The following is a 21977-nucleotide window of genomic DNA, read 5'->3' as shown; positions in this document are numbered from 1 at the left end:
TCCGGGACTTTTCGGCCGTTCTTCACAAGCATCTCCGGCCTCCGGGGCGTCCCCTCGCAGGCTTTCTCCGGGAATCACTGGGATACGTCCGACGTGCAGTTCCGCCAGCAGGCCCTCTCCAAGCTCCAGTCACCGGAGGAACTAGACCTCCCGGTGCGTTTCGCCCGCCCGCAGGGCTGGCTGGTGCTGTCCGTGACCGTGGTCGCGATGGCCGCCGCGTCCGTGTGGGCGGTGGGCGGCTCGGTGACCTCCACCGTCGGCGCACCCGCCATCCTCACCCACGGGCAGGGCAGTTACCTGCTGCAGAGCCCCGTCTCGGGGCAGGTCACGGCGGTCCTCGCGCGCCCGGGCCAGCGGCTGGCCGCCGACTCCCCCGTGCTGAAGGTGCGTACCGCCGACGGCGAGAGCGTGGTCCGCGCCGTCGACGCCGGACGGGTCAGCGCCCTCGCGGCGACCGTCGGGCAGATCATCCGGACCGGCGCGAACGTCGCCTCCGTCGAGAAGGTCGCCGACCCCGGCGATCCGCTCTACGCCACCGTCTACGTACCCGCCGAGAAGGCCGCCGCGATCCCCGCGCACGCCTCCGTCGACCTGACCGTCCAGTCGGTGCCGACCCAGCAGTACGGCGTCCTGCACGGAAAGGTGAAGTCGGTGGACCGCTCCGCGCAGTCGGCGCAGACCATCTCCGCGTTCCTCGGGGACAGCCAGCTCGGCGAGCAGTTCACCGAGGACGGCAGGCCGGTGGCCGTGACGGTCCGGCTGGACACCTCCAAGTCCACGAAGAGCGGCTACGCGTGGTCGTCCGCCGACGGGCCGCCGTTCGAGCTGACCTCCATGACCATGGCCACCGGTTCCATCCGGCTCGCCGACCAGCGTCCCGTCGATTGGCTGCTGCCGTGAGCACCGCACAGGAGACCCGCGGCCGACGCCGGGCCGCCCCGCCGGCGCGCCGTACGCCCAGGAGCAGCGCGAAGACCGTCCGCACGCCCACCGTGCTCCAGATGGAGGCCGTCGAGTGCGGCGCCGCCTCCCTCGCGATGGTGCTCGGCCACTACGGCCGGCACGTCCCGCTGGAGGAGCTGCGCATCGCCTGCGGTGTCTCCCGCGACGGCTCGCGCGCCAGCAACCTGCTGAAGGCGGCGCGCGGTTACGGTCTGACGGCCAAGGGCATGCAGATGGACCTGGCCGCCCTCGCCGAGGTGACGACGCCGGCCATCCTGTTCTGGGAGTTCAACCACTACGTCGTCTACGACGGCATCGGGCGCCGCTTCGGCCGGCGCGGGGTCTTCATCAACGACCCGGGCAAGGGCCGCCGCTTCGTGACCCTGGAGGACTTCGACGGGTCCTTCACCGGGGTCGTGCTGACCATGGAGCCCGGCGAGGACTTCACCCGGGGCGGCCGCAAGCCCGGTGTGCTCGGCGCGATGCCCGCCCGCCTGCGCGGCACCGCGGGCACGCTGCCCGCCGCCGTGCTGGCGAGCCTGCTGCTGGTGGCGGTCGGGGCGGCGGTGCCCGCGCTCAGCCGTACCTACATCGACATGTTCCTGATCGGGAGACAGACCTCGCTGCTCGGCGTGCTGTTCGCCTCGATGGGCGCCTGCGTGCTGCTCACGGTGGTGCTGACCTGGCTCCAGCAGGCCAACCTGCTGCACGGCCGCATCATCTCCTCCACCCTCTCCAGCGCCCGCTTCCTGCGCCATCTGCTGCGGCTGCCGGTGACGTTCTTCTCCCAGCGCAGCCCTGCCGACCTGGTGCAGCGGCTCCAGTCCAACGACGCCGTCGCCGAGACGCTGGCCCGCGACCTCGCCGCCGCGGGCGTGGACGCGATCGTCGTCGTCCTGTACGCCGTGCTGCTGTACACGTACGACCCCCAGCTCACCTTCGTCGGCATCGGTGTGGCGCTGCTCAACATCCTCGCGATGCGGATCGTCATCCGGCTGCGCGCGACCCGTACGGCGAAGCTGCGGGCGGACACGGCCCGGCTGACCAACACCGCGTACACCGGCCTCCAGCTGATCGAGACGATGAAGGCGACCGGCGGCGAGGACGGCTACTTCCGCAAGTGGGCGGGGCAGCACGCCACCACCCTGGAGGAGCAGCAGCGGCTCGGGGTGCCGAGCGCCTGGCTGGGTGTGGTCGCGCCGACGCTGGCGACGCTCAACAGCGGTCTGATCCTGTGGATCGGCGGCATGCGGGCGGTCGAGGGGCACATCTCGGTCGGCCTGCTGGTCGCGTTCCAGGCGCTGGTGGTCCGCTTCACGGCCCCGCTGACCCGGCTGAACGGCGTCGCGGGCCGGATCCAGGACTTCGCGGCGGACGTGGCCCGGCTGAAGGACGTGGAGAACTTCCGGGCCGACCCGCTCTACGACCGTCCCGGCGGCACCGACTCCACCCGGCGGCTGCGCGGGCAGGTCGAGCTGCAGAACGTCTCCTTCGGCTACAACCCGCTCGACAAGCCGCTGCTCACCGGCTTCGACCTCACCGTCGGGCCGGGGCAGCAGGTGGCCCTGGTGGGCGGCTCGGGCAGCGGCAAGTCCACGGTGTCCCGGCTGATCTCGGGCCTCTACGCCCCCTGGGACGGTGTGATCCGCATCGACGGGCAGCGGCTGGAGGACATCCCGCGCGGGGCGCTGGCGTCCTCCGTCTCCTTCGTGGACCAGGACGTGTTCCTCTTCGAGGGCTCCGTGCGCGACAACATCGCCCTGTGGGATCCGTCGGTACCCGACAGCGCGGTGGTGGACGCGCTCAAGGACGCCGCGCTGTACGACGTCGTGATGCGCCGGCCGGGCGGCATCCACAGCCCGGTCGAGCAGGACGGCCGCAACTTCTCCGGCGGGCAGCGCCAGCGGCTGGAGATCGCACGGGCGCTGGTGCGCCGGCCGAGCATCCTCGTCCTGGACGAGGTGACCAGCGCGCTGGACGCCGAGACCGAGCAGGTCGTCATGGACAACCTGCGACGGCGCGGCTGCGCCTGCGTGGTGATCGCGCACCGGCTCAGCACCGTGCGGGACAGCGACGAGATCGTCGTGCTGGCGCACGGCACGGTCGTGGAGCGCGGCCGGCACGAGGAGCTGGTGGCGCACGGCGGCGCCTACGCGGCACTGGTCAGGGAGCACTGAGATGACGACCGTGCACGAAGGGCAGGGCGACCTCGTCCTCGGGGCGCTCGGCTCGCTGGGCACCCGCGTGGACTGCGCCGGCTTCAACCGCCTCGACCTGGAGGGCCCCCAGGTGCTGTGGCTGGTGGCGTCCGGCGCGGTCGACCTGTTCGCGGTCGACGCCGGGGAGCAGGGCCACTGGCACCACCTCGGGCGTCTGGAGGCGGGCTCGGTGCTGCTCGGGCCGGTCGCCGGGCCGCAGCACACGCTGGTCGCGCGCCCGCTGCGGGACTGCGTGGTGCACCGCATCGGGCTGCGCGAGCTGTACCAGCCGGCGAACACGCAGACCTGGTCGTACGACGAGTACGGCAACCCCCAGTACGTGCCGCCGACGACGAGCCCGCTGGAGTACGGGCTCGCCCTGGGGGTGGGCCGGGGACTGACCGTGCTCTTCCAGGCGCCGATGGCCACCGAGCGGGCGGCGGCGCCCACCGACGACGACGTGTTCTGGATGCAGGTGCCGCCGGGCAGCGTGCAGTACGGGGCGCTGTACGGCGAGGAGGCCGCCGCCGACCTGCTGATGGACCCGGCGCTGTGGCAGAGCCTGGTCGACCAGCAGCACCGGCTGCTGACCACGCTCGACCGCTGGATCGAGCAGCTGGAACGCACCCACGAGACCCGGACGGCGGCCGGTATCAAGGCCGGTGAGGCGGTGCGCGCGCAGGCCGACCGGACGCTGCTGGCCTCCATCGGCAAGCGGTCGGCCGGGCGCACCACGGCCGCCGACGCCGACGCCACGTACGCGGCGTGCAGGCTGGTCGCCGGTGCCGCCGGCATCGCACTCGCCGAGCCCGCGCAGAACGGCACCGAGAGCGAGCGGCTCGACCCGGTGGAGCGTGTCGCCCTGGCGTCGCGCGTACGCACCCGCGGCGTGCGGCTGGAGGACGGCTGGTGGCGGGACGACGTGGGTCCGCTGGTCGGGCACCGCACCCTGTCGGGGGCGCCGGTGGCGCTGCTGTGGCGGCGCGGCGGCTATGTGGCCGTGCATCCGGGGACGGGCCGGGAGACCCCGGTGGAGAGGGCGAACGCCGAGGAGTTCGAGCCGCGCGCGGTGATGTTCTACCGGCCGCTGCCGGAACGCCGGCTCAGCCCGCTGCGGCTGCTGCGGTTCTGCCTCCAGGGCACCCGCCGTGATCTGACCGGTCTGCTGCTCGCCGGTCTGGTGACGGTGGCGCTCGGCGCGCTGGTGCCGGTCGCCACCGGCAAGGTGCTCGGTGAGTTCGTGCCGAAGGCGCAGACCGGGCTGATCGTGCAGGTGTGTCTCGCGGTGATGCTGAGCAGTGTCGTCGCGGCGGCCTTCATGCTGATGCAGAACCTCACCATCCTGCGCCTGGAGGGCCGGATCGAGGCGACCCTCCAGCCCGCCGTGTGGGACAGGCTGCTGCGGCTGCCGACGAAGTTCTTCACCGAGCGGTCCACCGGCGAGCTGGCGAGCGCCGCCATGGGCATCAGCTCGATCCGCAGACTGCTGGCGGGCGTCGGGCCGACGGTGGCGCAGTCCGTAACGGTCGGGGCGATGAACCTGGGGCTGCTGCTCTGGTACAGCGTGCCGATGGCGCTCGCGGCGATCGGCATGCTGGTGGTCGTCGCCGGTGTCTTCCTGGCACTCGGGCTGTGGCAGGTGCGCTGGCAGCGGCGGCTGGTCAAGCTCACCAACAAGCTGAACAACCAGGCGTTCCAGACCCTGCGCGGGCTGCCGAAGCTGCGGGTGGCCGCCGCCGAGAACTACGCCTACGCGGCCTGGGCGGAGCGCTTCGCGCACAGCCGCGAACTCCAGCAGCGGGCGGGACGGATCAAGAACCTCAACGCGGTGCTGGGCGCGGTGTACCTGCCGCTGTGCACGCTGCTGATGTTCATGCTGCTCGCGGGTCCGGCGCGCGGTTCGATGTCGGCGGCGGAGTTCCTGACCTTCAACGCCTCGGTGACGATGCTGCTGACCTCGGTCACGCAGCTGACCGGCTCCTTCGTGTCGGCGGTGGCCGCGCTGCCGCTGTTCGAGGAGATCCGTCCGGTGCTGGACGCGACACCCGAGGTGCGCACCGCCAGCACCCGTCCGGGGCCGCTGTCCGGCGCGATCGAGGCGCGACGGCTGTCGTTCCGGTACACCGACGACGGGCCGCTGGTCCTGGACGACGTGTCCTTCGAGGTGCGCCCGGGCGAGTTCGTGGCGGTCGTCGGCCCCAGCGGATGCGGCAAGTCGACCCTGCTGCGACTGCTCATCGGCTTCGACCGGCCGCTGTCGGGCAGTGTCCTGTACGACGGACAGGACCTGGCCGCGCTGGACCAGTCGGCGGTGCGGCGGCAGTGCGGAGTGGTGCTCCAGCACGCGCAGCCGTTCACCGGATCGATCCTGGACGTCATCTGCGGTACCGAGCCGTACACGCCGGAGGAGGCGATGGCGGCGGCCGAGATGGCGGGGCTGGCGGAGGACATCAAGCGGATGCCGATGGGCCTGCACACCATCGTGTCGGGCAGCGGTGCCGTCTCCGGGGGCCAGCGGCAGCGGCTGATGATCGCGCAGGCGCTGATCCGCCGGCCGCGCATCCTCTTCTTCGACGAGGCGACCAGTGCCCTGGACAACGAGACGCAGCGCACCGTGATCGAGTCCACCAAGGCGCTCAACGCCACCCGGATCGTCATCGCGCACCGGCTCTCCACGGTGCTGGACGCCGACCGCGTGATCGTGATGGAGGACGGGAAGGTCGCCCAGCAGGGGCCGCCCGCCCAGTTGCTCTCGGACACCGGCGGCCGGCTGCACGAGCTGGTGCGGCGGCAGCTGGCCTGACCGGGCCGGCGGGCGGCCCGTTTCCGGTCGTACCGTCCCGGACCGCGTTGGAGCGGCACTCGGATGGGTACGTGGCCCCTCATGCGGATCAGCGTGGTGGATGTGGGGTCGAACACGGTCCGGCTCATGGTGGCGGACGCGGAGGGCGGGGTGCCGCTGCCGGTGCACACCGAGAAGTGGCGGCTGCGACTGTCGGAGCAGGTCAAGCCGGGTGCCCCGGTCCCGGAGGAAGCCATGGAGCGGCTGGTGGCGGCGGTGGCCGACGCGAGCCGGACCGCGGACCGGTGGGGGGCGTCGAACCCGCCGGCCTTCGCGACCGCCGTGGTGCGTGCCGCGCCGAACCGCCAGGAGGTGCTGCGCGCCGTGCGCGCCCGCACCGGGGTGGCCCTGTGCACCCTGCCCGGCGAGGTGGAGGCGGAGCTGACGTTCCTCGGGGCCCGGCGCTGGATGGGCTGGCGGGCCGGGCCGCTCGCGCTGCTGGACATCGGCGGCGGATCGCTGGAGGTCGCCTTCGGGCGCGGCCGGCTGCCCGGCTTCGTGGCCTCGCTGCCCCTGGGCGCGGCGCGGCTCACCCACGAGTTCCTGGCGGGCGGCCAGGACCCGGCGTCGCCGGAGCAGATCAGGGCGCTGCGCCGCAAGGTCCGGCATCAGCTGCGGGACGTCGCGGCGCGGATCCGCTGGGAGGGCCCGCGCACCGCGGTGGCCACCTCCCGGACCTTTCAGCAGCTGGGGCGGCTGTGCGGGGCCTCGCCCGGCCGGCACGGGCCGTTCGTGGAGCGGCGGATGCGCTGCGCGGACCTCGGGGACGCCGCCGGCCGGCTGGCCGCCCTGTCCGCCGCGGAGCGCTCCCGGCTGCCCGGCATCTCCGCACCGCGGGCCGCGCAGAGCGTGGCCGGGGCGGTGGTCGGGCACACCGCCATGAAGCTCACCGGCGTGGACGCGGTCACGCTGTGTCCGTGGGCGATCCGCGAGGGCATCCTGCTGCGCCACATAGAGGAGGGCCCGTCCTGGTGGAAGGAGGTCGTCCGCCTCAGTGACGAGGCCGCGGGCCGGCCACCGGCGCCGCTGCGCCTCGCGTCCACGCCGGGCTGACCGCGGTCCAGGTGCCACGGAGGTCTCCGGGGGTACTCGCGGCGCATGGAGTACGACCACGAAGGACCACGGCTTCCGACGGCCCGGGGCCCCCTCTCCGCGGCCGTCGGCGCGTACCTGCTCGGGACCGGGCCACTGCCCGGACCGGAGGAGGCCGCCGCCGCGCAGGCGTACGGCGACGATCTCCAGCTCGCGCTGTACCAGTGCTACGAGCTGCACTACCGGGGGTTCGCGGGTGTGTCCCCGGGCCTGGAGTGGGATCCGGACCTGCTGCGCACCCGGGCAGCGCTGGAGCAGAACTTCCTCACCGCCCTGCGGGCCGACACGCCGGTCCACGACAGCGTGGCGGACGCGGTCGGGGCGCTGCTGGTCGAACCCGTGCACGGGGAGGGCGTCAGCCATTTCCTGCGCGACGAGGGAGAGTTGTGGCAGCTGCGGGAGTACGCGGCCCAGCGCTCCCTGTACCACCTCAAGGAGGCCGACCCGCACGCCTGGGTGCTGCCGCGGCTGTGGGGGCGCGCGAAGGCGGCGATGGCGGCGGTCGAGTTCGACGAGTACGGCGGCGGCCGCGCCGACCGGGTGCACGCCCGCCTGTTCGCCGACCTGATGACGGACCTGGGACTGGACACGACGTACGGCCGTCATCTCGACGCGGCCTCGGCCGAGTGCCTGGCCACGGTGAACATGATGTCGCTGTTCGGTCTGCACCGGTCGCTGCGCGGCGCCCTGGTGGGTCATTTCGCGGCGGTGGAGATCACGTCCTCGCCCGGCTCCCGGCGGCTCGCGGAGGCCATGCGCCGCACCGGCGCCGGGCCGGCCGCCGAGCACTTCTACGACGAGCACGTCGAGGCGGACGCGGTGCACGAGCAGATCGTGCGGCACGAGGTGATCGACGGCCTGCTGGAAGAGGAACCGCACCTCGCGGCGGACGTCGTGTTCGGTGTCGACGCCACCGGCCACGTCGAGGACCTCTTCGGCGCCCGGCTGCTGGCCGACTGGCGGGCCGGACGGTCGTCGCTGGTCGTGCCCCTTCCCGAGCCGGAGGGTGAGCATTCCGAAATTTCTTTTATTTCATGATTGGCCGGGTACCTGGCTCGCGTGAATTTCATGGTGCTGCCGGGCGTCTACGCCCCTCAGGAGGACACCGCCCTGCTGGCCGCGGCGCTGTCCGGGGAGCCGCTGTCCCCGGGCTCGGCGGTGCTCGACGTCGGGACCGGCACCGGCGCGCTCGCGCTGGCCGCGGCGGTGCGGGGCGGGCGGGTGACCGCGGTGGACGTGTCGTGGCGCGCGGTGTGGGCCGCGCGGCTCAACGCCGCCCGGGCGGGGCTGCGGATCCGGGTCCTGCACGGCAATCTCTTCACGCCGGTGCACGGCGCGTCGTTCGACCTCGTCCTGGCCAATCCGCCGTACGTGCCGGCACCGGCCGGCGGGCGTCGCCCGCGCGGTGCGGCCCGGGCCTGGGACGCGGGCCATGACGGGCGGATGGTCCTCGACCGGATCTGCCGGGAGGTGCCCGGCCTGCTGCGTCCCGGCGGTGTGCTGCTCCTCGTGCAGTCGGGGCTCAGTGATCCCGCCCGCACCGTCGCTCTGCTGCGCGAGGCGGGGTTGAAGGCCGCGGTGGTCCGGCGGCGGCGGATCGCGTTCGGTCCGGTGGTGCGCGGCCGGGAGCGGTGGCTGCGGCAGCGCGGGCTGCTGTCCCTGGCCGAGAACGAGGAGGAGTTGGTGGTCGTCCGTGCCGAACTCCCCGTCTGACGACGCCCGTACGCCCGGTGCCGCTCGCCGTATCAAGGTCCAGCGGCGGGGACCGCTGCTGGTGGAGGGCCCGGTGGAGGTGGAACTGGAGGACGGGACGACGGTGTTCTCCGACCGATTCCGGGTCGCGCTGTGCACCTGCCGGCGCAGCCGGCGCTTCCCCTGGTGCGACACCAGCCACCGTGCCAGATCCGCCGGGCCCGGTGACGGGCCGGCGGCGGACTGAGTCCCGTTGTGACGCTCGCTCGTACCGGGAGGACGGCGGACGGCCCCACTCCGTCCGCCGTCCCCGGTGCGGGACCGCGGGCCCGTACGGTGGCGCTCGCACTCCCCAGTAGCGAGCACCGGTCACGCCGCACGGGCCGGGCGGCCCCGGTCTCTCAGAACGTGAAGACGCTCGCGCTGCCCGCGTTCTTCACGCACTCGTTGGCGAAGGTCCGCTCGTAGGAGAGGCGCCGGCCCTGCCAGACTCCGTCGACGGTGACGGTCACGGGGGCGTACTCCCGCGTGCACATCACCCCGTCGGCGGCGGACAGGGCGTCGAAGTCGCCACCGGCGTGGCGGAGTTCGGCGCAGGCCGTGGCGGCCGCGGGGTGGGTCCCGGTGGCCGTCGGGGCGCAGGTGAGAGTGACCGCGCGGAGCGGTGAAGTGGTGGCAGCGCTCTCTCCGTGACCCACCGTCAGCACCAGGGCCGAGGGGGCGTAGAGCGACGCGGGAGCGGGAGCCGGGGAGGCGAGTGACGCCCCGGCGAGGGGCCCGCAGACGGCGGTGGCCGTCAGGCCCAGAGTCGCTGCCCAGCGCGCGGTGTTCCGCATTGTGTGCATCCTTCCGCTCTTTCGAGGGTGTTGATGCCGACCCGGCTCGGTTGGTGCCGGAACGGCGAGCGCGAGTCTGCCGAGTCCGGCACCGAAACTCATCTCGACCCCCCGGATTTCGGTAACCTTGCGTATTGAATCAGTGGCTCGAAGTCACAGAATTCGAACGTTCCAAGTCCGGAACTGTGCGGTTCTTGATCGGTTCTTGAGGCTTGAACTGGCCGAATGGCGTGATCCACGCGTTCGCCAATCGGCCTGAAACACCCCTGAAACATGCCCGTTCACCCTGGCGGACGGCCCCGGCATACCAGCGAGTACGGTGCTGGCGACGCGAACTCGACGACGAGAGGCGACCCGGGATGGCGAAGCACTGGGCGGACTTCCAGTACGAGATCTATCTGAACGGCATGACGGGGGCCGTGCCGAGGCTCCCCACCGACCTGACCCGGCTGGAGGAGCTGGCCGAACACCGGCTGGGCCCCGGTCCCGTCGGGTACGTCGCCGGCAGCGCGGGGGACGGCAGCACCGCACGCGCCAACCGGGCGGCGCTGGACCGGCGGCGGATCGTCCCGCGCATGCTGCGGGACGTGCACCGGCGCGACCTCTCGGTCGAGGTACTGGGGCGGCCGCTGCCGGCGCCGCTGGCGCTGGCCCCGGTGGGCGTCCTGTCGATCATGCACCCGGACGCGGAGCCGGCGGCGGCCCGGGCCGCCGCCGCGCAGGGCGTGCCGTACATCCTGTCCTCGGCGTCCAGCACGCCCATGGAGCAGGTGGCCGAGGCGATGGGCGACGCCGAGCGCTGGTTCCAGCTGTACTGGCCCAAGGACCGCGAGGTGGCCCGCAGCTTCCTGGACCGGGCGAAGGCGGCCGGGTACAGCGCGCTGTTCGTCACGCTGGACACACCGCTGCTGTCCTGGCGCCCGCGCGATCTCGACCGGGCGTATCTGCCGTTCCTGCACGGCGTGGGCACCGCCAACTACTTCTCCGACCCGGCGTTCCGTGCGGGTCTGGCCAAGCCGGTGCACGAGGATCCGAACGCGGCGGTGATGCATTTCGTCGGCATGTTCTCCGATCCCGCCAAGTCCTGGCCGGACCTGGCGTTCCTGCGGGAGAACTGGGACGGGCCGATCGTCCTCAAGGGCGTCCTGCACCCGGACGACGCCCGGCTCGCCGCCGACGCCGGAATGGACGGCGTGGTGGTGTCCAACCACGGGGGCCGTCAGGTGGCCGGCGCGGTCGCCGCGGCCGACGCGCTGCCCCGGGTGGCGGAGGCGGTCGGCGACCGGCTCACCGTGCTCTTCGACAGCGGCGTCCGCACCGGCGACGACGTCTTCAAGGCGCTCGCGCTCGGCGCCCGCGCGGTGCTCCTCGGCCGCCCCTACGTCTACGGTCTGGGCCTGGACGGACAGGCGGGCGTCGAGCACGTGGTCCGCTGCCTGCTCGCCGAACTCGACCTCACGCTGGCCCTGTCCGGCCACGCCTCCCCGGCCACCCCGGGCCCCGCCGACCTCGTCGAGAGCCCGGTGTAGTCCGGCGGCGACGGCGTCCGGACGGACCGCAGCCCGGCCCCGCCGGCCGCCCGGCGGCTCAGTCGCCGGGCAGCTCCACCGAGCGGGCGGCCGGGCCGTCGGTTCGGGCGATCGACAGGGAACCCTCCGCCGTCGGCAGCGGGTCGCTGCGCCAGCGCTGGCTGTCCGAGTCGTTGTGCAGCTTGACCACGACGTCGGCACCGGGTGCGACGGTGGTGGCGGCGAGGGCCAGTTGCCGCTCGCGGCGCGGGATCAGCCGCCCCCGGTCGGTCAGGTCGTACCGCACGTCGTCGCCCCGCTCGGTGCCCTCGTCGGCACAGGTACCGAGAATGACGACTCCGGCGTCCGCCTGCGAGTCCAGGCACAGCCCCGGGTCGGCGACGCTGCGCAGCAGCCCGTCGTCCTCGTAGGTCCACTGCTGGGTCCACGCCTCGGAGCACGCCGCCAGGGTGGCGCCCGTCCCGGCCTTCGGCTCGCCCCGGACGTCCAGGCACAGGTCGGCGCCCAGGTTCCGCAGCCGGGTCCGATCGGCGCCCGTGGGCAGCCCGGCCGCGCCGGGCGGCTTGGGGCGGCTGGTGGCGGACGTCTCGCCGTCGCCGCCGACGGCACTGGTGGAGGCGGCCGGATCGGCGCCACCGCCGTCGTACGACCACACACTGACCACCAGCACGATGGCCAGCACTCCGGCGGAGGCGGCGCCGAGCTGCCGGAGCGGCGACCGGCCGGAACCGGGGCGGCCCGGGGCACGGCGCACGGGGACGGGGATGCGGGCCAGCAGCCCGGTGCGCCCTCCCCGGTGCCGGGCGGCGCCCTTGCCCAGGCCGCCCAGCGTGGTCCGGCCGGGACGGGAGTCGAGATAGCGCCGGGCCCCCCAGCCGAGCACCGCCTCGGCGATCAGGGTGCCCAGCTCCCGCTCGAAGTGGCCGAGTTGATCGGCCGCGTGACGGCAGTGGCGGCAGTCCACCAGGTGCTTGCGGACGTCCGGCAGCAGGGCGCCGCCCCGGCGGATCGGCACGTCGAGGAGGCGGCTGTGGAAGCGGCAGTCCTGGCTCGGCGCGAGCTGCCTGTGGGCGTGCAGACAACCCTCGCGGAATTTCTCACGCGCTTGTTCGAGGGTGGCCGACGCCGTGTCGGTATCCATGCCGAGCAGACCGGCCGGGACACTTATGGACTCGCCTTCGACCTCTGTGTGCCACAGCAAACAACGGGCCGGTCCGGGAAGGGAGGAGAATGCCCGCGCGGCCAGGGTCCGGTTTTCCGGAGTCAGAGACTTCGCGGCCAGCATGCCGCGTCCGCCGGCGGGCTTGAGCAACTGCGGCAGCACACCGGAGGTGTCCGGGTCGGCGGCCCACTGGCGGACCGTGTCGCGCACGGCGACCAGCAGGCGCGGACGCAGTGCGGTGGCCGGCTCGCCCTCGGCGAGACGGTCCAGCACCCGGTGCCAGGCGGCGGCCGTGACCATGGCCGTGACCTGGGTCGACGTGGCGAGGCAGATGGTCGCGTAGTCGTGCGCGGGCTGCCAGTGGCGTGCCATCAGCAGCGCGGCCACCCGGGCGGCCTCGCTCTCCGGACCGTCCCGGAGCCGCGCGGCCAGCAACTCGTCGGACTCCCCGGGATCCCCGCCCGGGGGCGGGTACGCGGGACGAGGGGGGTGGGGGGTGGGCACTGAGATGTTCCTTCCCACGCGCTGTGACTCAGACGTTCCGATCGCCGAAAAGGGACCCCGGATTGGTGTGTACCTCTTGGGCTCGGTGTGGGGAGCGTGAATTCGCCATGGCGAAATCGAACCTGGTCCTTCAAAGCGCGTGCGAGACCCGGCCTTTACCCCCCGCACGGGTGCTTCACTCTCGCACAAACCACTCATGGTCAACAAGGCGAGCGGGCAACATCGGCCCGCCTTTGAAAGAAGGTCAGATTCCGTCGCAACTCGTGAAACGCGCAACGACTTTCCGTATTCTCCGCGCGCGCGTGCGAACCCCGGTCAGATCTGCCAGGAGCGCAGCCGGTCCGCCGCGCCGTAGACGTCGGCCTTGCCCGACATCAGGTCGCGCGCGAGGTCGACCAGGGCGCCGTAGGGCGGGTCGATGCCGGTGCCGGCGGCGAACATGTAGGCCACGGCCGTCGCGCAGGCGAAGCGCGCGTTGGCCGAGGGCAGCGGCTTGAGTACGGCGAGGGTGTGCAGCAGGGCGGCGGCCCGCCAGGCCGGGTCGGAGTCCACCCCGAGGCGGGGCGGGTCCACGCGGTGCCGGGCGACGGCGGCCACCAGCGCGGAGAAGTCGTTGACCGTGGGCTGCTCCGGCAGCACTTCCTCGTGGCGCTGTAGCAGCCACGGCACGTCGATGTGCAGGACCGGGGCCATGGGTCAGGCGGCCCGCCCCTCGCCCTGGACGGGCGGTCGTTCGTCATCGGGAAAGGCGGCCGCGAATTCGTCGGCGTGGGCCGAGAAGAACCGGCGGAACGCCTCCGCCCCCTCCTGCAGTGCCCGGTGCCGGGCTATGTCGGCGGCGGCCGCGTCCCGCACGAGCGCCTTCATCGACGTACCGCGTTCCTTGGCGATCTGCCGCAGGTCCTCGAGCTCGCGGTCGCTGAACTCCACGTTCAGAGCTGGCATGCCCCCACGGTACCGCTCCGGTACTGACCCGTAAATAGACCCAGGTCAGAGCCATAGGGAGACGGTACCGCGAGGACCGTGCAGGAGGTCAGCCCTGGTCCGCCACGAAGGAGGCCATCCGGGCCAGCGCGGCGTTCCAGTTGATGGTGTGCTCGTTGGTCGACCAGGACTGGATGTCGTCGATGAAGCAGAACTGGCCGACACAGCCCTGGAGTCTGCTCTGCGCGTAGGGATCCTGAATGCTCGAGTTCGGTCCGCCGGACAGGGTGCCGTCGGGCGGGTTGGGCAGCGCGGGGTCCAGCTGGTGGGCGTACCAGCGGCTGTGCTGGTTGTGCGCGTTGACCTCGCCGTAGCCGGTGACGTACGACATGTTCAGCGCGTTGCGGCCCAGGATGTAGTCCATGCTCTGGACGGCGCCGTCACGGTACTTGGAGCCGCCGGTGATGTCGTAGGCGGTGGCGAGGACGACGGCGTTGTTCAGGACCTGGTGGCTGGAGCCCCAGTCGTACAGGTTGCCCTCGGGCGCGTAGGGCATGCCGTACGGGTGCGCTCCCAGGGTCGCCAGGTAGCCGTCGGCGCCGCGGACGACGGACCTGCGCACCTCGTCGCGGCCGGGGAGCCGGTTCGGGACGGTCGCCAGGTCCAGCCGGGCGGCGGCCGCGGTGCGCGCCCAGTCGAAGCCGATCGGGCCGAAGATGTCGGCGGTGTGGACCGGGGAGTTCAGCACGTACTCCTTGAAGTCCCGCTCCCCCGTGGTCAGGTACAGCTCGGCCGCGGCCCAGTAGAACTCGTCGTCGACCCGGCTGTCGGGGTAGGCGCCGCCGCCGATGCCGTCGCTCTCGTCGGCGAGCACGTCCGGGTGGGCCAGCGCCGCCGCCCAGGCGGTGCGGGCTGCGTCCAGCGCCTTCGCGGCGAAGCCCCGGTCGTAGGAGCGGTACAGGCGGGCCGCTTGTGCGGCCGTCGCCGCCAGGTTCAGGGTCGCCGCGGTGGTCGGTGGGTGGAGTTCGCGCTTCTGCGGGTCGTCGCTCGGCAAAAGCGGCAGCCCGGTCCACTGCTCGTCGTGGATCTTGTGATGGGCCATGCCGGCCAGCGGCTGGCCCTCGGGTACCTGCATCTTCAGCAGGAACTCCAGTTCCCAGCGGGCCTCGTCGAGGACGTCCGGCACCTTGTTGCCGCTCTCGGGGATGTCGAGGGTGCCGTCACCGAGCTTCGAGGGTTCCCCGGTCCGGGCGTGCAGCGAGCGCTCGTGGGTGCTGAGCAGTTCCCAGGTGGAGATGCCGCCGTTGACGACGTACTTGCCGTGGTCGCCCGCGTCGTACCAGCCGCCGGAGACGTCGAGGCTGTAGTCGCACACGCCGGGTTGGCAGGGCACCTCGGTGTCGCCCCGGTTGGGTGCCACGCCCACGTGTCCGGCGGGGCGGCCGTAGCCGGGGCGGAGTTCGTCGCTGATGGCGAGGCCGCTGCGCTGCGTGTAGTAGTACTTCGCGGAGTCGGTGCGCAGCCGCTCGTAGGCGGCCGTGCCGATGTCGAACGGGCGGCTGGTCTCGCCGTCGGCGGTCAGCGTGTAGCCCTCGCCGCGCTTCTTGTGGCGGCCGAAGTCGATCGAGTGGACGTTCTGCCCGGAGGAGGCGTCCACGCCGCGCGGCGTGCTGCGGCCGTGTGCGACGACCCGGCCGCCGGCGTCCTTGAGCTGCCAGGGCAGGGCGGCGGTCGCGTCGGTGACGAGGGTGGCGTTCTTCGGTCCGGCGGGCAGGTAGCCCACCTGGTTGACGCGGACCCGTGGTCCGGTGTCGGGGACGTGCGGCTCGGGCTCCACGCCGCCCAGCAGGGACACGTCGTCCACGCAGAACCGCCAGGCGTCGGGCGTGCCGCCGAGCTGGAAGCCGACCTGGCCCCGGCTGGTGTCGACGGGCGAGGTGAAGGTGTAGGCGTAGGTGTCGCCGGAGACGCTGAGCTGCGGGCTGACCTCGTAGTACGTGTCGTACGGGGAGACCGACAGGCCGACGATCGCTCGGACCACGTGGTCGGCGGGCGTGCCGGTCGCGGTGAAGGAGAACCGGTACGTCTCCCCCGCGACCAGGGTGATGTCGTTCTGGCCGATCGCGGCGTCCCAGCGGTTGGTGGTGCCGCCGGGCGCGTCGGCGCACAGGCGGCCGTCGGACACGGCCGCCGTGACGTTGCCACTGGCCCACCAGGACGCGGTGCCGTTGTCGAAGGTGCCGTTGCTGACCTGCTCGGTCTCGTCGGCCCCGGCCGGTGCGGCGGGCAGCGCGGTGACGGCCGCCGCCAGCAGGGCCGTCAGGGAGATGAGCGCGGTTCTGCGTCTTTTCACGTCCGGGCTCCTCGGGGGAGGTGGCGCTCGCCGTGATGGGAGCGCTCCCAAATGCGGTCGCAGGCCATGCTTGTGGCAGACATGACATGCCGTCAACGGTCCGGACGGGACCGGTTTCCCGTCCGGACCGGCGCGCGACGGCTCAGACGGCGGGCGCCTCCAGGCGACTGACGCGGACGGCGCCCCGCGCCTGACCGGGGTGCCGGCTGGTCAGCGTGAGACGGACACCCGTGCCGCGTACCGCGTCGAAGGTGACCACGGTGGGGGTGTCGGACGACGTGGCCCAGTCGGTCCGGGTGCCCTCGGCCGCCCGCCAGGCCCGGCCGTCCCAGACGGCGACCTCGACGGCCGCGGGCAGGCTGTGCGCGTCGTCGACGGTGAAGGAGACCTCGATCCGGCCGTAGCGGCGGGTGCGGCCGTGGGAGAGCGAGATCCAGTCCTCGGGGCGGGCGCCGTCGAAGGCGGGCAGCAGGGCGGTGGCCGCCTTGCGGAAGCCGTTGGACCAGCCGGTCGCGGGGTCGCCGTCGATCATGGCGGCGGGGAGGGTACCGGGGCGGCCGGAGTAGCTCGCGTCCGCGTGCGGGTGGTCCACGGGCGCGGGGTGCCCGGGACGGAACTCGGGCGCGGGTGTGGTCGCCGGGTCCGGTACCCGCCGGGCGCCCACGGTCGCCGTGCCGGTGCGCAGGCCGTGCGCGCGGGCGGACACCCGCAGCGCGCCGGGCCGGGTGCCGGCGCGCACGATGGCGAGCGCCTTGCCGTGGAAGGCGGTACGGGTGCTGGCCTGGTAGCGCTCGGCGCTCTCCTGGCGGCCGTTGTCCAGTCCGGCCAGTGAGCCGCCCGCGACGTCGAAGGTGATCAGGTGCTCGGCGCCGGGCACCAGCACGCCGTGCCGGTCGACCACCTCGGCGGTCACGAAGACCAGGGACCGGCCGTCGGCGGCGACGGTCTCGCGGTCCGGGGTGAGGCGTACGGCGTGTGCCTCCCCGGCGGTGCGCAGGACGTCGGTGGCGACCGTCCTGCCCCCGCGCCGGGCGACGGCCTTCAGCTCCCCCGGCTCGAAGGGCACCCGCCAGGTCAGGTGGAGCTTGCCGGCGCTGCCGGTGGGGCTGGTGTAGCTGCCCGGATAGGGGCCGTCGGTGAAGGTCTTGTCGTCACCGGTGGCCTCGGTGGTCTCCAGGTACGTCCGGCCGTCGGCGGTCCGCTTGGTGTCGAACCGGCGGGTGCCGAGGGACCGACCGTTCAGGAGCAGTTCGACGGTGTCCACGTTGGCGTACGCCCAGACCTCCACGGTGTCGCCCTCGCGGTGGTTCCAGGTCTCGGGCAGCAGGTGGACCATGGGCTCGTCCGTCCACTGGCTGCGGAAGAGGTGGTACATGTCCTTCGGGAAGCCGGCGGTGTCGACCGCGCCGAAGAAGGACGCCTTGACCGGGAAGACGTCGTAGGGCGTGGGCTCCCCGATGTAGTCGATCCCGGACCAGAGGAACTGGCCGGCGAACCACCTGCGGTCCCGGTCCTTCTTGTGGCCGTACTCGCCGCTCATGGTCCAGGAGGCGAGGTTGTTGTCGTAGGACGAGGTGGCCCGGCGTCCGGGGGTGTGGTTCTCGCCGGTGTTCAGGTGCTCCGGCTCCTGGTAGGTGCCGCGCGTGGAGGTCTCGGACGACGACTCGGACTCGAAGAGGAACAGGTGCGGATAGGCCGCGTGCAGGTCGTCCACCGACTTGGCGGTGTTGTAGTTGAGGCCCAGTCCGTCCAGCTTGGCCAGCATCAGGTCGGCCGGGGAGCCCTTGGCCGGCATCCCGCGGTATTTGTCGGAGCCGATGACGAGCGGCCGGGTGGCGTCGGCGGCCCGGATCGCGTCGATGATCCGGTCGGCCATGGCGAGTCCGGCGGTGGAGGTGGAGTCGGGTACCTCGTTGCCGATCGACCACATGACGACGGCGGGCGAGTTGCGGGCCGCGAGCACCATCTCGGTGGCGTCGCGCTCGCACCACTCGTCGAAGAAGCGGCCGTAGTCGTAGGGGTTCTTGCCGGTGCGCCAGCAGTCGAAGGCCTCCACCAGCATCACGATGCCCAGTTCCTCGCAGACCTCGATCATCTCGGGCGAGGGCGGGTTGTGGGAGGTGCGGAAGGCGTTGACGCCCATCGACTTCATGATCGTCATCTGGCGGCGGACCGCGTCGGCGCTGACGGCGGCGCCGAGTGCGCCGAGGTCGTGGTGCAGGTCGACACCCTTGATCTTGGCGTACCTCCCGTTGAGGTGGAAGCCCTCCTCGGGGTCGACGCGACAGGTGCGGATGCCGAAGGGGGTGCGGTACGTGTCGACGGTCCGGCCCGCGACGCGCAGTTCGGTGAGCAGGGTGTACCGGTGCGGGTCCGCGAAGTCCCAGGTCCGGGGGTGGGCGACGGTGAGTTCGTGGGTCTCGCTCGCCTCGTCGGTCACCCGAGCCGTGGAGGCGGCCCGGGCCACCGTGCGTCCGTCGGCGTCCTCGACGGACGACCTGACCTCAACCTCGCGCGCGGTGCCCGAGGTGTTGACGACGGCCGTCTCGACGCGGACGACGGCGCGTTCCGCGCTCACCCGGGGCGTGGTGACGTACGTGCCCCAGCGCCGTACGTGCACGGGCTCGGTGACCACGAGGCGGGCCTCGCGGTAGATGCCGCTGCCGGAGTACCAGCGGCTGCTCGGCAGCCGGTTGCGCACCCGCACCGCGAGGACGTTCTCGGTGCGGCCGTCGGTGTGCACCAGGTCGGTCAGGTCGAGGGCGAATCCGGTGTAGCCGTAGGGGTGGCGGCCGGCCTCCCGGCCGTTGCAGTGGACGCGGGCGTCCATGTACACGCCGTCGAACTCGACCGAGATCCGCTTGCCGGCCAGGGCGGGCGGCAGGGTGAAGGCGAGCCGGTACCAGCCGAGGCCGCCGGGCAGGAAACCGGTCCCGCTGGTGGTGCCGTGCTCGGTGGTGGGCGTCTGTTCGATGCTCCAGTCGTGCGGGACGGCGACCTCCCGCCATGCCGCGTCGTCGTACGCGGGATCGGCGGGGGCGGTGGAACCCTCGACGGAACCGTCGGGATCGGCGAGCCAGAAGCGCCAGCCGTCGCGCAGGGCGACGGTCCGGCGGCCCGGGGCACCGCCCGGCGCGTCGGCGGCCGACGCCGTGGGGGCGGCGAGGACCGCCCCGGCCGCGGGTGTGGCCGCGGAGGCGATCAGTACCGATCTGCGCGTGACCGTCATGACGCATCTCCCTCATCGGGGCCCAGAAGTACTCACAACTGATCGTGACCAAACAGATTCTGACGTCCTGGCATACGCGCTCGTCAAGGCCACGGAAAGCACTTTCTGTCGCGGGCGTCCCGACCCGCCCGGTGACCCCCGCGGCCATGGAGCCGCGTGGGCCCGGTGGTTCGGGTCCGCGCGGCGCCCGGACCCACTAGGCTGGTAAGCAGGTGACGCGCTGTTCACTGTGGGTGTGCGCAATGGAGTGGCGACGATGAGTCCGGTCAACCCGTTCGACGATGCCGCCACCGCCCGCGTCGTAGTCGACGACGCCGGCACCCTGCGGGAGTGGAACGAGGGCGCCCGCCTGCTGCTCGGCCACCCCGCCGCCGACGTCGTCGGACGCCCCGCCGCCGCGCTGCTGGCCGACGGCGCCGAGCCCACTCCCCCCGGGCGCGACGACCACCAGTGGAGCGGCACCCTGGCACTGCGGCACCGGGACGGGCACACCGTGTCGGTGTGGGTGCTCGCCCACCGCAGACCGCCGCAGGACGGCTCGCCGGACACCTGGCTCGCCGTGGCAGCCCTGGAGGCGGGCCCCGAACCGGCGGACGACCCGCTGGTCAGAGCGGCGCTGACGCAGTCGCCCTGCGCCATGATGATCTTCGACCACCGGCTCCTGCTGCGCGGTGTCAACGACGCGATGGCACAGCTGGTGGGACTGCCGCAGCACCGGCTGCGCGGCCTGCGGGCCACCGACATCAGCAGCCGTCAGCCGAACAGTGATCTTGAACGGCACATGCGGCGGGTCCTGGAGTCCGGCCGCCGGTCCGACATGCAGACCCATCTCCGGGCCGTCGGCGAGAGCCGCGCCCACGCGTGGAACGCCCGGGTCGCGCCCCTGACCGCCCCGGACGGCCGCGTGATCGGCGTCTGCGTGAGCGTCCACGACTTCACCGAGCAGCACCTCGCCCGGGAGCGGCTGCAACTGGTCAACGAGGCCAGCGTGCGCATCGGCAGCACCCTCGACGTCACTCGTACGGCACAGGAACTGGCGGACGTGTGCGTGCCCGCGCTGGCCGACTTCGTCACCGTCGACCTGCTGGACCCGCGCGAGAGCGGCGGCGAGCCCGCCACCGTGGTCGAACCGCCGGTGGCGCTGCGCAGGACGGCCCAGCGGTCGGTCACCCCGGACCACCCGCCGGCGGTGGCCGAGACCGGCGATCTGGACGTCTACCCGGCCGGTTCGCCACAGGCCGAGTGCCTGCTCTCGGGGCAGGCGATCGTGGCCTCGGAGACCTTCGGCGACCTCGAACGCTGGCTGGAGTGGGACCCGGTCCGGCTCCAGCGGGTGCGGGAGTTCGGCGTCCACTCCCTGATGTCGGTGCCGCTCCAGGCCCGCGGCACCACCCTCGGCGTGGCGGTCTTCACCCGGTTCAGGCGCCCCTACCCGTTCACCCACGACGACGTCCTGCTGGCCGAGGAGGTCAGCGCCCGCGCCGCCGTCTGCATCGACAACGCCCGCCGCTACTCCCGCGAGCGCGAGGCCACGCTCACCCTCCAGCGCAGCCTGCTCCCCCGGTGGCTGCCGCCCACCGCCGCGGTGGAGGCGCGCTCCCGCTACCTGCCGGCCGCCCGCGCGGGGGTCGGCGGCGACTGGTTCGACGTCATCCCGCTGTCCGGGATGCGGGTGGCCGTGGTCGTCGGGGACGTCGTCGGCCACGGCATCCAGGCGTCGGCGACGATGGGCCGGCTGCGCACCGCCGTCCGCACCCTCGCCGACATCGACCTGACGCCCGAGGAACTGCTCACCCACCTCGACGACCTGGTGGTCCGGCTCTCCGAGGAGTCCGGCGAGGACGGCGCGGGCGAGGTCGGCGCCACGTGTCTCTACGCGGTGTACGACCCGGTCTCCCGGCAGTGCGCCCTGGCCCGGGCCGGGCACCCGGCGCCCGTCCTGGTGCCGCCCGACGGCCCGCCCCGGCTGCTCGACCTGCCCTCGGGGCCGCCGCTGGGCGTGGGCGGGCTGCCGTTCGAGTCGGCGGAGCTGGAGCTGCGCGAGGGCAGCGTGCTGGCGCTCTACACCGACGGCCTGACCGAGAGCCGGGAGCGGGACGCCGACGCGGGTCAGTCGCTGCTCCTCGAGGCGCTGTCGGCCCCGGCCGACTCCCTGGACGTCGCCTGCGACCGCGTGCTGCGCACCCTGCTCCCGTCGGGCAGCGCGGCCGACGACGTGGCGCTGCTGCTGGCCCGCACCCGGGGGCTGCCCGCCGGACAGGTGGCCACCTGGGACATCCCCGCCGATCCCTCGCTGGTCGCCCCGGTCCGCAAGCAGGTCCTCGAACAACTGTCCACCTGGGGCCTGCTGGAGGCTTCCTTCACCGCCGAACTGGTGGTGAGCGAACTGGTCACCAACGCCATCCGGTACGGCTCCCCGCCCATCCGGCTGCGGCTGATCCACGACGCGGCCACGCTGATCTGCGAGGTCTCCGACACCAGCCACACCGCGCCCCACCTGCGCCGGGCCAAGACCTGGGACGAGGGCGGGCGCGGCCTGCTGCTGGTGGCCCAGCTCACCCAGCGCTGGGGCAGCAGGCACACGACCGACGGCAAGACGATCTGGGCGGAGCTGGGGCTGCTCGACGAGGAATGAAGCCCCCCGTTTCCCGGGCGGTGTGACGGGACACCCGTT

Annotated in this window: 15 protein-coding genes; 9 read left to right on the top strand and 6 right to left on the bottom strand. The window is 72.9% G+C overall.

All coding sequences use genetic code 11. The annotated features are described in order from the left end of the window. Positions 1-93 precede the first annotated feature (93 nt). The 7 genes from ACGF3J_RS33275 to ACGF3J_RS33245 all read left to right on the top strand — a co-directional run bounded on the left by ACGF3J_RS33275 (position 94) and on the right by ACGF3J_RS33245 (position 9013). Positions 94-900, top strand: coding sequence for an HlyD family efflux transporter periplasmic adaptor subunit (locus ACGF3J_RS33275; protein WP_161328609.1), 807 nt, complete (start codon positions 94-96; stop codon positions 898-900). Further along, on the top strand, positions 897-3119 hold the full coding sequence (locus ACGF3J_RS33270) for an NHLP family bacteriocin export ABC transporter peptidase/permease/ATPase subunit (RefSeq protein ID WP_161328610.1): 2223 nt from the start codon (positions 897-899) through the stop codon (positions 3117-3119). The genes ACGF3J_RS33275 and ACGF3J_RS33270 overlap by 4 nt, the downstream gene beginning before the upstream one ends. Position 3120: 1 nt before the next feature. Continuing rightward, complete coding sequence (locus tag ACGF3J_RS33265; RefSeq protein WP_393855505.1) at positions 3121-5943, top strand: NHLP bacteriocin export ABC transporter permease/ATPase subunit; 2823 nt, start codon at positions 3121-3123, stop codon at positions 5941-5943. Between the two features lie 81 nt (positions 5944-6024). Continuing rightward, positions 6025-7035, top strand: coding sequence for a Ppx/GppA family phosphatase (locus tag ACGF3J_RS33260; protein ID WP_393855520.1), 1011 nt, complete (start codon positions 6025-6027; stop codon positions 7033-7035). Between the two features lie 45 nt (positions 7036-7080). Further along, on the top strand, positions 7081-8112 hold the full coding sequence (locus ACGF3J_RS33255) for an iron-containing redox enzyme family protein (RefSeq protein WP_161327028.1): 1032 nt from the start codon (positions 7081-7083) through the stop codon (positions 8110-8112). A 30-nt stretch (positions 8113-8142) separates the two neighbouring features. Beyond that, positions 8143-8787, top strand: a complete 645-nt coding sequence (locus ACGF3J_RS33250) for a HemK2/MTQ2 family protein methyltransferase (RefSeq protein ID WP_202557655.1) — start codon at positions 8143-8145, stop codon at positions 8785-8787. After that, positions 8768-9013 (top strand): CDGSH iron-sulfur domain-containing protein, encoded by a 246-nt coding sequence (locus ACGF3J_RS33245; RefSeq protein WP_161327026.1) that lies wholly within the window; start codon positions 8768-8770, stop codon positions 9011-9013. The genes ACGF3J_RS33250 and ACGF3J_RS33245 overlap by 20 nt, the downstream gene beginning before the upstream one ends. Before the next feature lie 154 nt (positions 9014-9167). Here the strand turns inward: ACGF3J_RS33245 and ACGF3J_RS33240 are convergent, their stop codons facing one another. Next, the gene (locus ACGF3J_RS33240) at positions 9168-9602 is read right to left on the bottom strand and encodes a protease inhibitor (RefSeq protein ID WP_161327024.1); all 435 of its coding nucleotides are present in this window, start codon (positions 9600-9602) and stop codon (positions 9168-9170) included. A gap of 359 nt (positions 9603-9961) precedes the next feature. On the opposite strand from ACGF3J_RS33240, the gene ACGF3J_RS33235 reads away from it, so the two are divergent. Next, entirely contained in the window at positions 9962-11131 is a 1170-nt protein-coding gene (locus tag ACGF3J_RS33235) for a lactate 2-monooxygenase (protein WP_161327643.1), read from the top strand. A gap of 58 nt (positions 11132-11189) precedes the next feature. On the opposite strand, the gene ACGF3J_RS33230 is transcribed toward ACGF3J_RS33235, so the two are convergent. From ACGF3J_RS33230 to ACGF3J_RS33210, 5 genes are all read right to left on the bottom strand, one after another. Beyond that, positions 11190-12797 carry an RICIN domain-containing protein gene (locus ACGF3J_RS33230; protein ID WP_393855504.1) on the bottom strand — a complete coding sequence of 536 codons (1608 nt, stop codon included), beginning with the start codon at positions 12795-12797 and terminating at the stop codon, positions 11190-11192. A 315-nt stretch (positions 12798-13112) separates the two neighbouring features. Then, entirely contained in the window at positions 13113-13490 is a 378-nt protein-coding gene (locus ACGF3J_RS33225) for a toxin Doc (RefSeq protein WP_125494390.1), read from the bottom strand. 3 nt (positions 13491-13493) lie between these two features. Beyond that, a complete protein-coding gene (locus ACGF3J_RS33220) occupies positions 13494-13742 on the bottom strand; it encodes a hypothetical protein (protein ID WP_161327645.1) in 249 nt (82 codons plus the stop codon). 88 nt (positions 13743-13830) lie between these two features. Next, positions 13831-16074, bottom strand: coding sequence for a glycoside hydrolase family 9 protein (locus tag ACGF3J_RS33215; protein ID WP_393855503.1), 2244 nt, complete (start codon positions 16072-16074; stop codon positions 13831-13833). A 142-nt stretch (positions 16075-16216) separates the two neighbouring features. After that, positions 16217-19303 carry a glycoside hydrolase family 2 TIM barrel-domain containing protein gene (locus ACGF3J_RS33210; protein WP_393855502.1) on the bottom strand — a complete coding sequence of 1029 codons (3087 nt, stop codon included), beginning with the start codon at positions 19301-19303 and terminating at the stop codon, positions 16217-16219. Between the two features lie 256 nt (positions 19304-19559). Between ACGF3J_RS33210 and ACGF3J_RS33205 the strand changes: the two genes are divergently transcribed. Then, positions 19560-21938: a SpoIIE family protein phosphatase gene (locus ACGF3J_RS33205; protein WP_393855501.1), complete on the top strand. Its 2379-nt coding sequence runs from the start codon at positions 19560-19562 to the stop codon at positions 21936-21938. Positions 21939-21977 lie beyond the last annotated feature (39 nt).

The sequence above is a fragment of the Streptomyces sp. NPDC048171 genome (assembly GCF_043202655.1).
In the GTDB taxonomy this organism is placed as follows: domain Bacteria; phylum Actinomycetota; class Actinomycetes; order Streptomycetales; family Streptomycetaceae; genus Streptomyces.
This window is presented reverse-complemented; position numbering and strand designations above follow the sequence as displayed.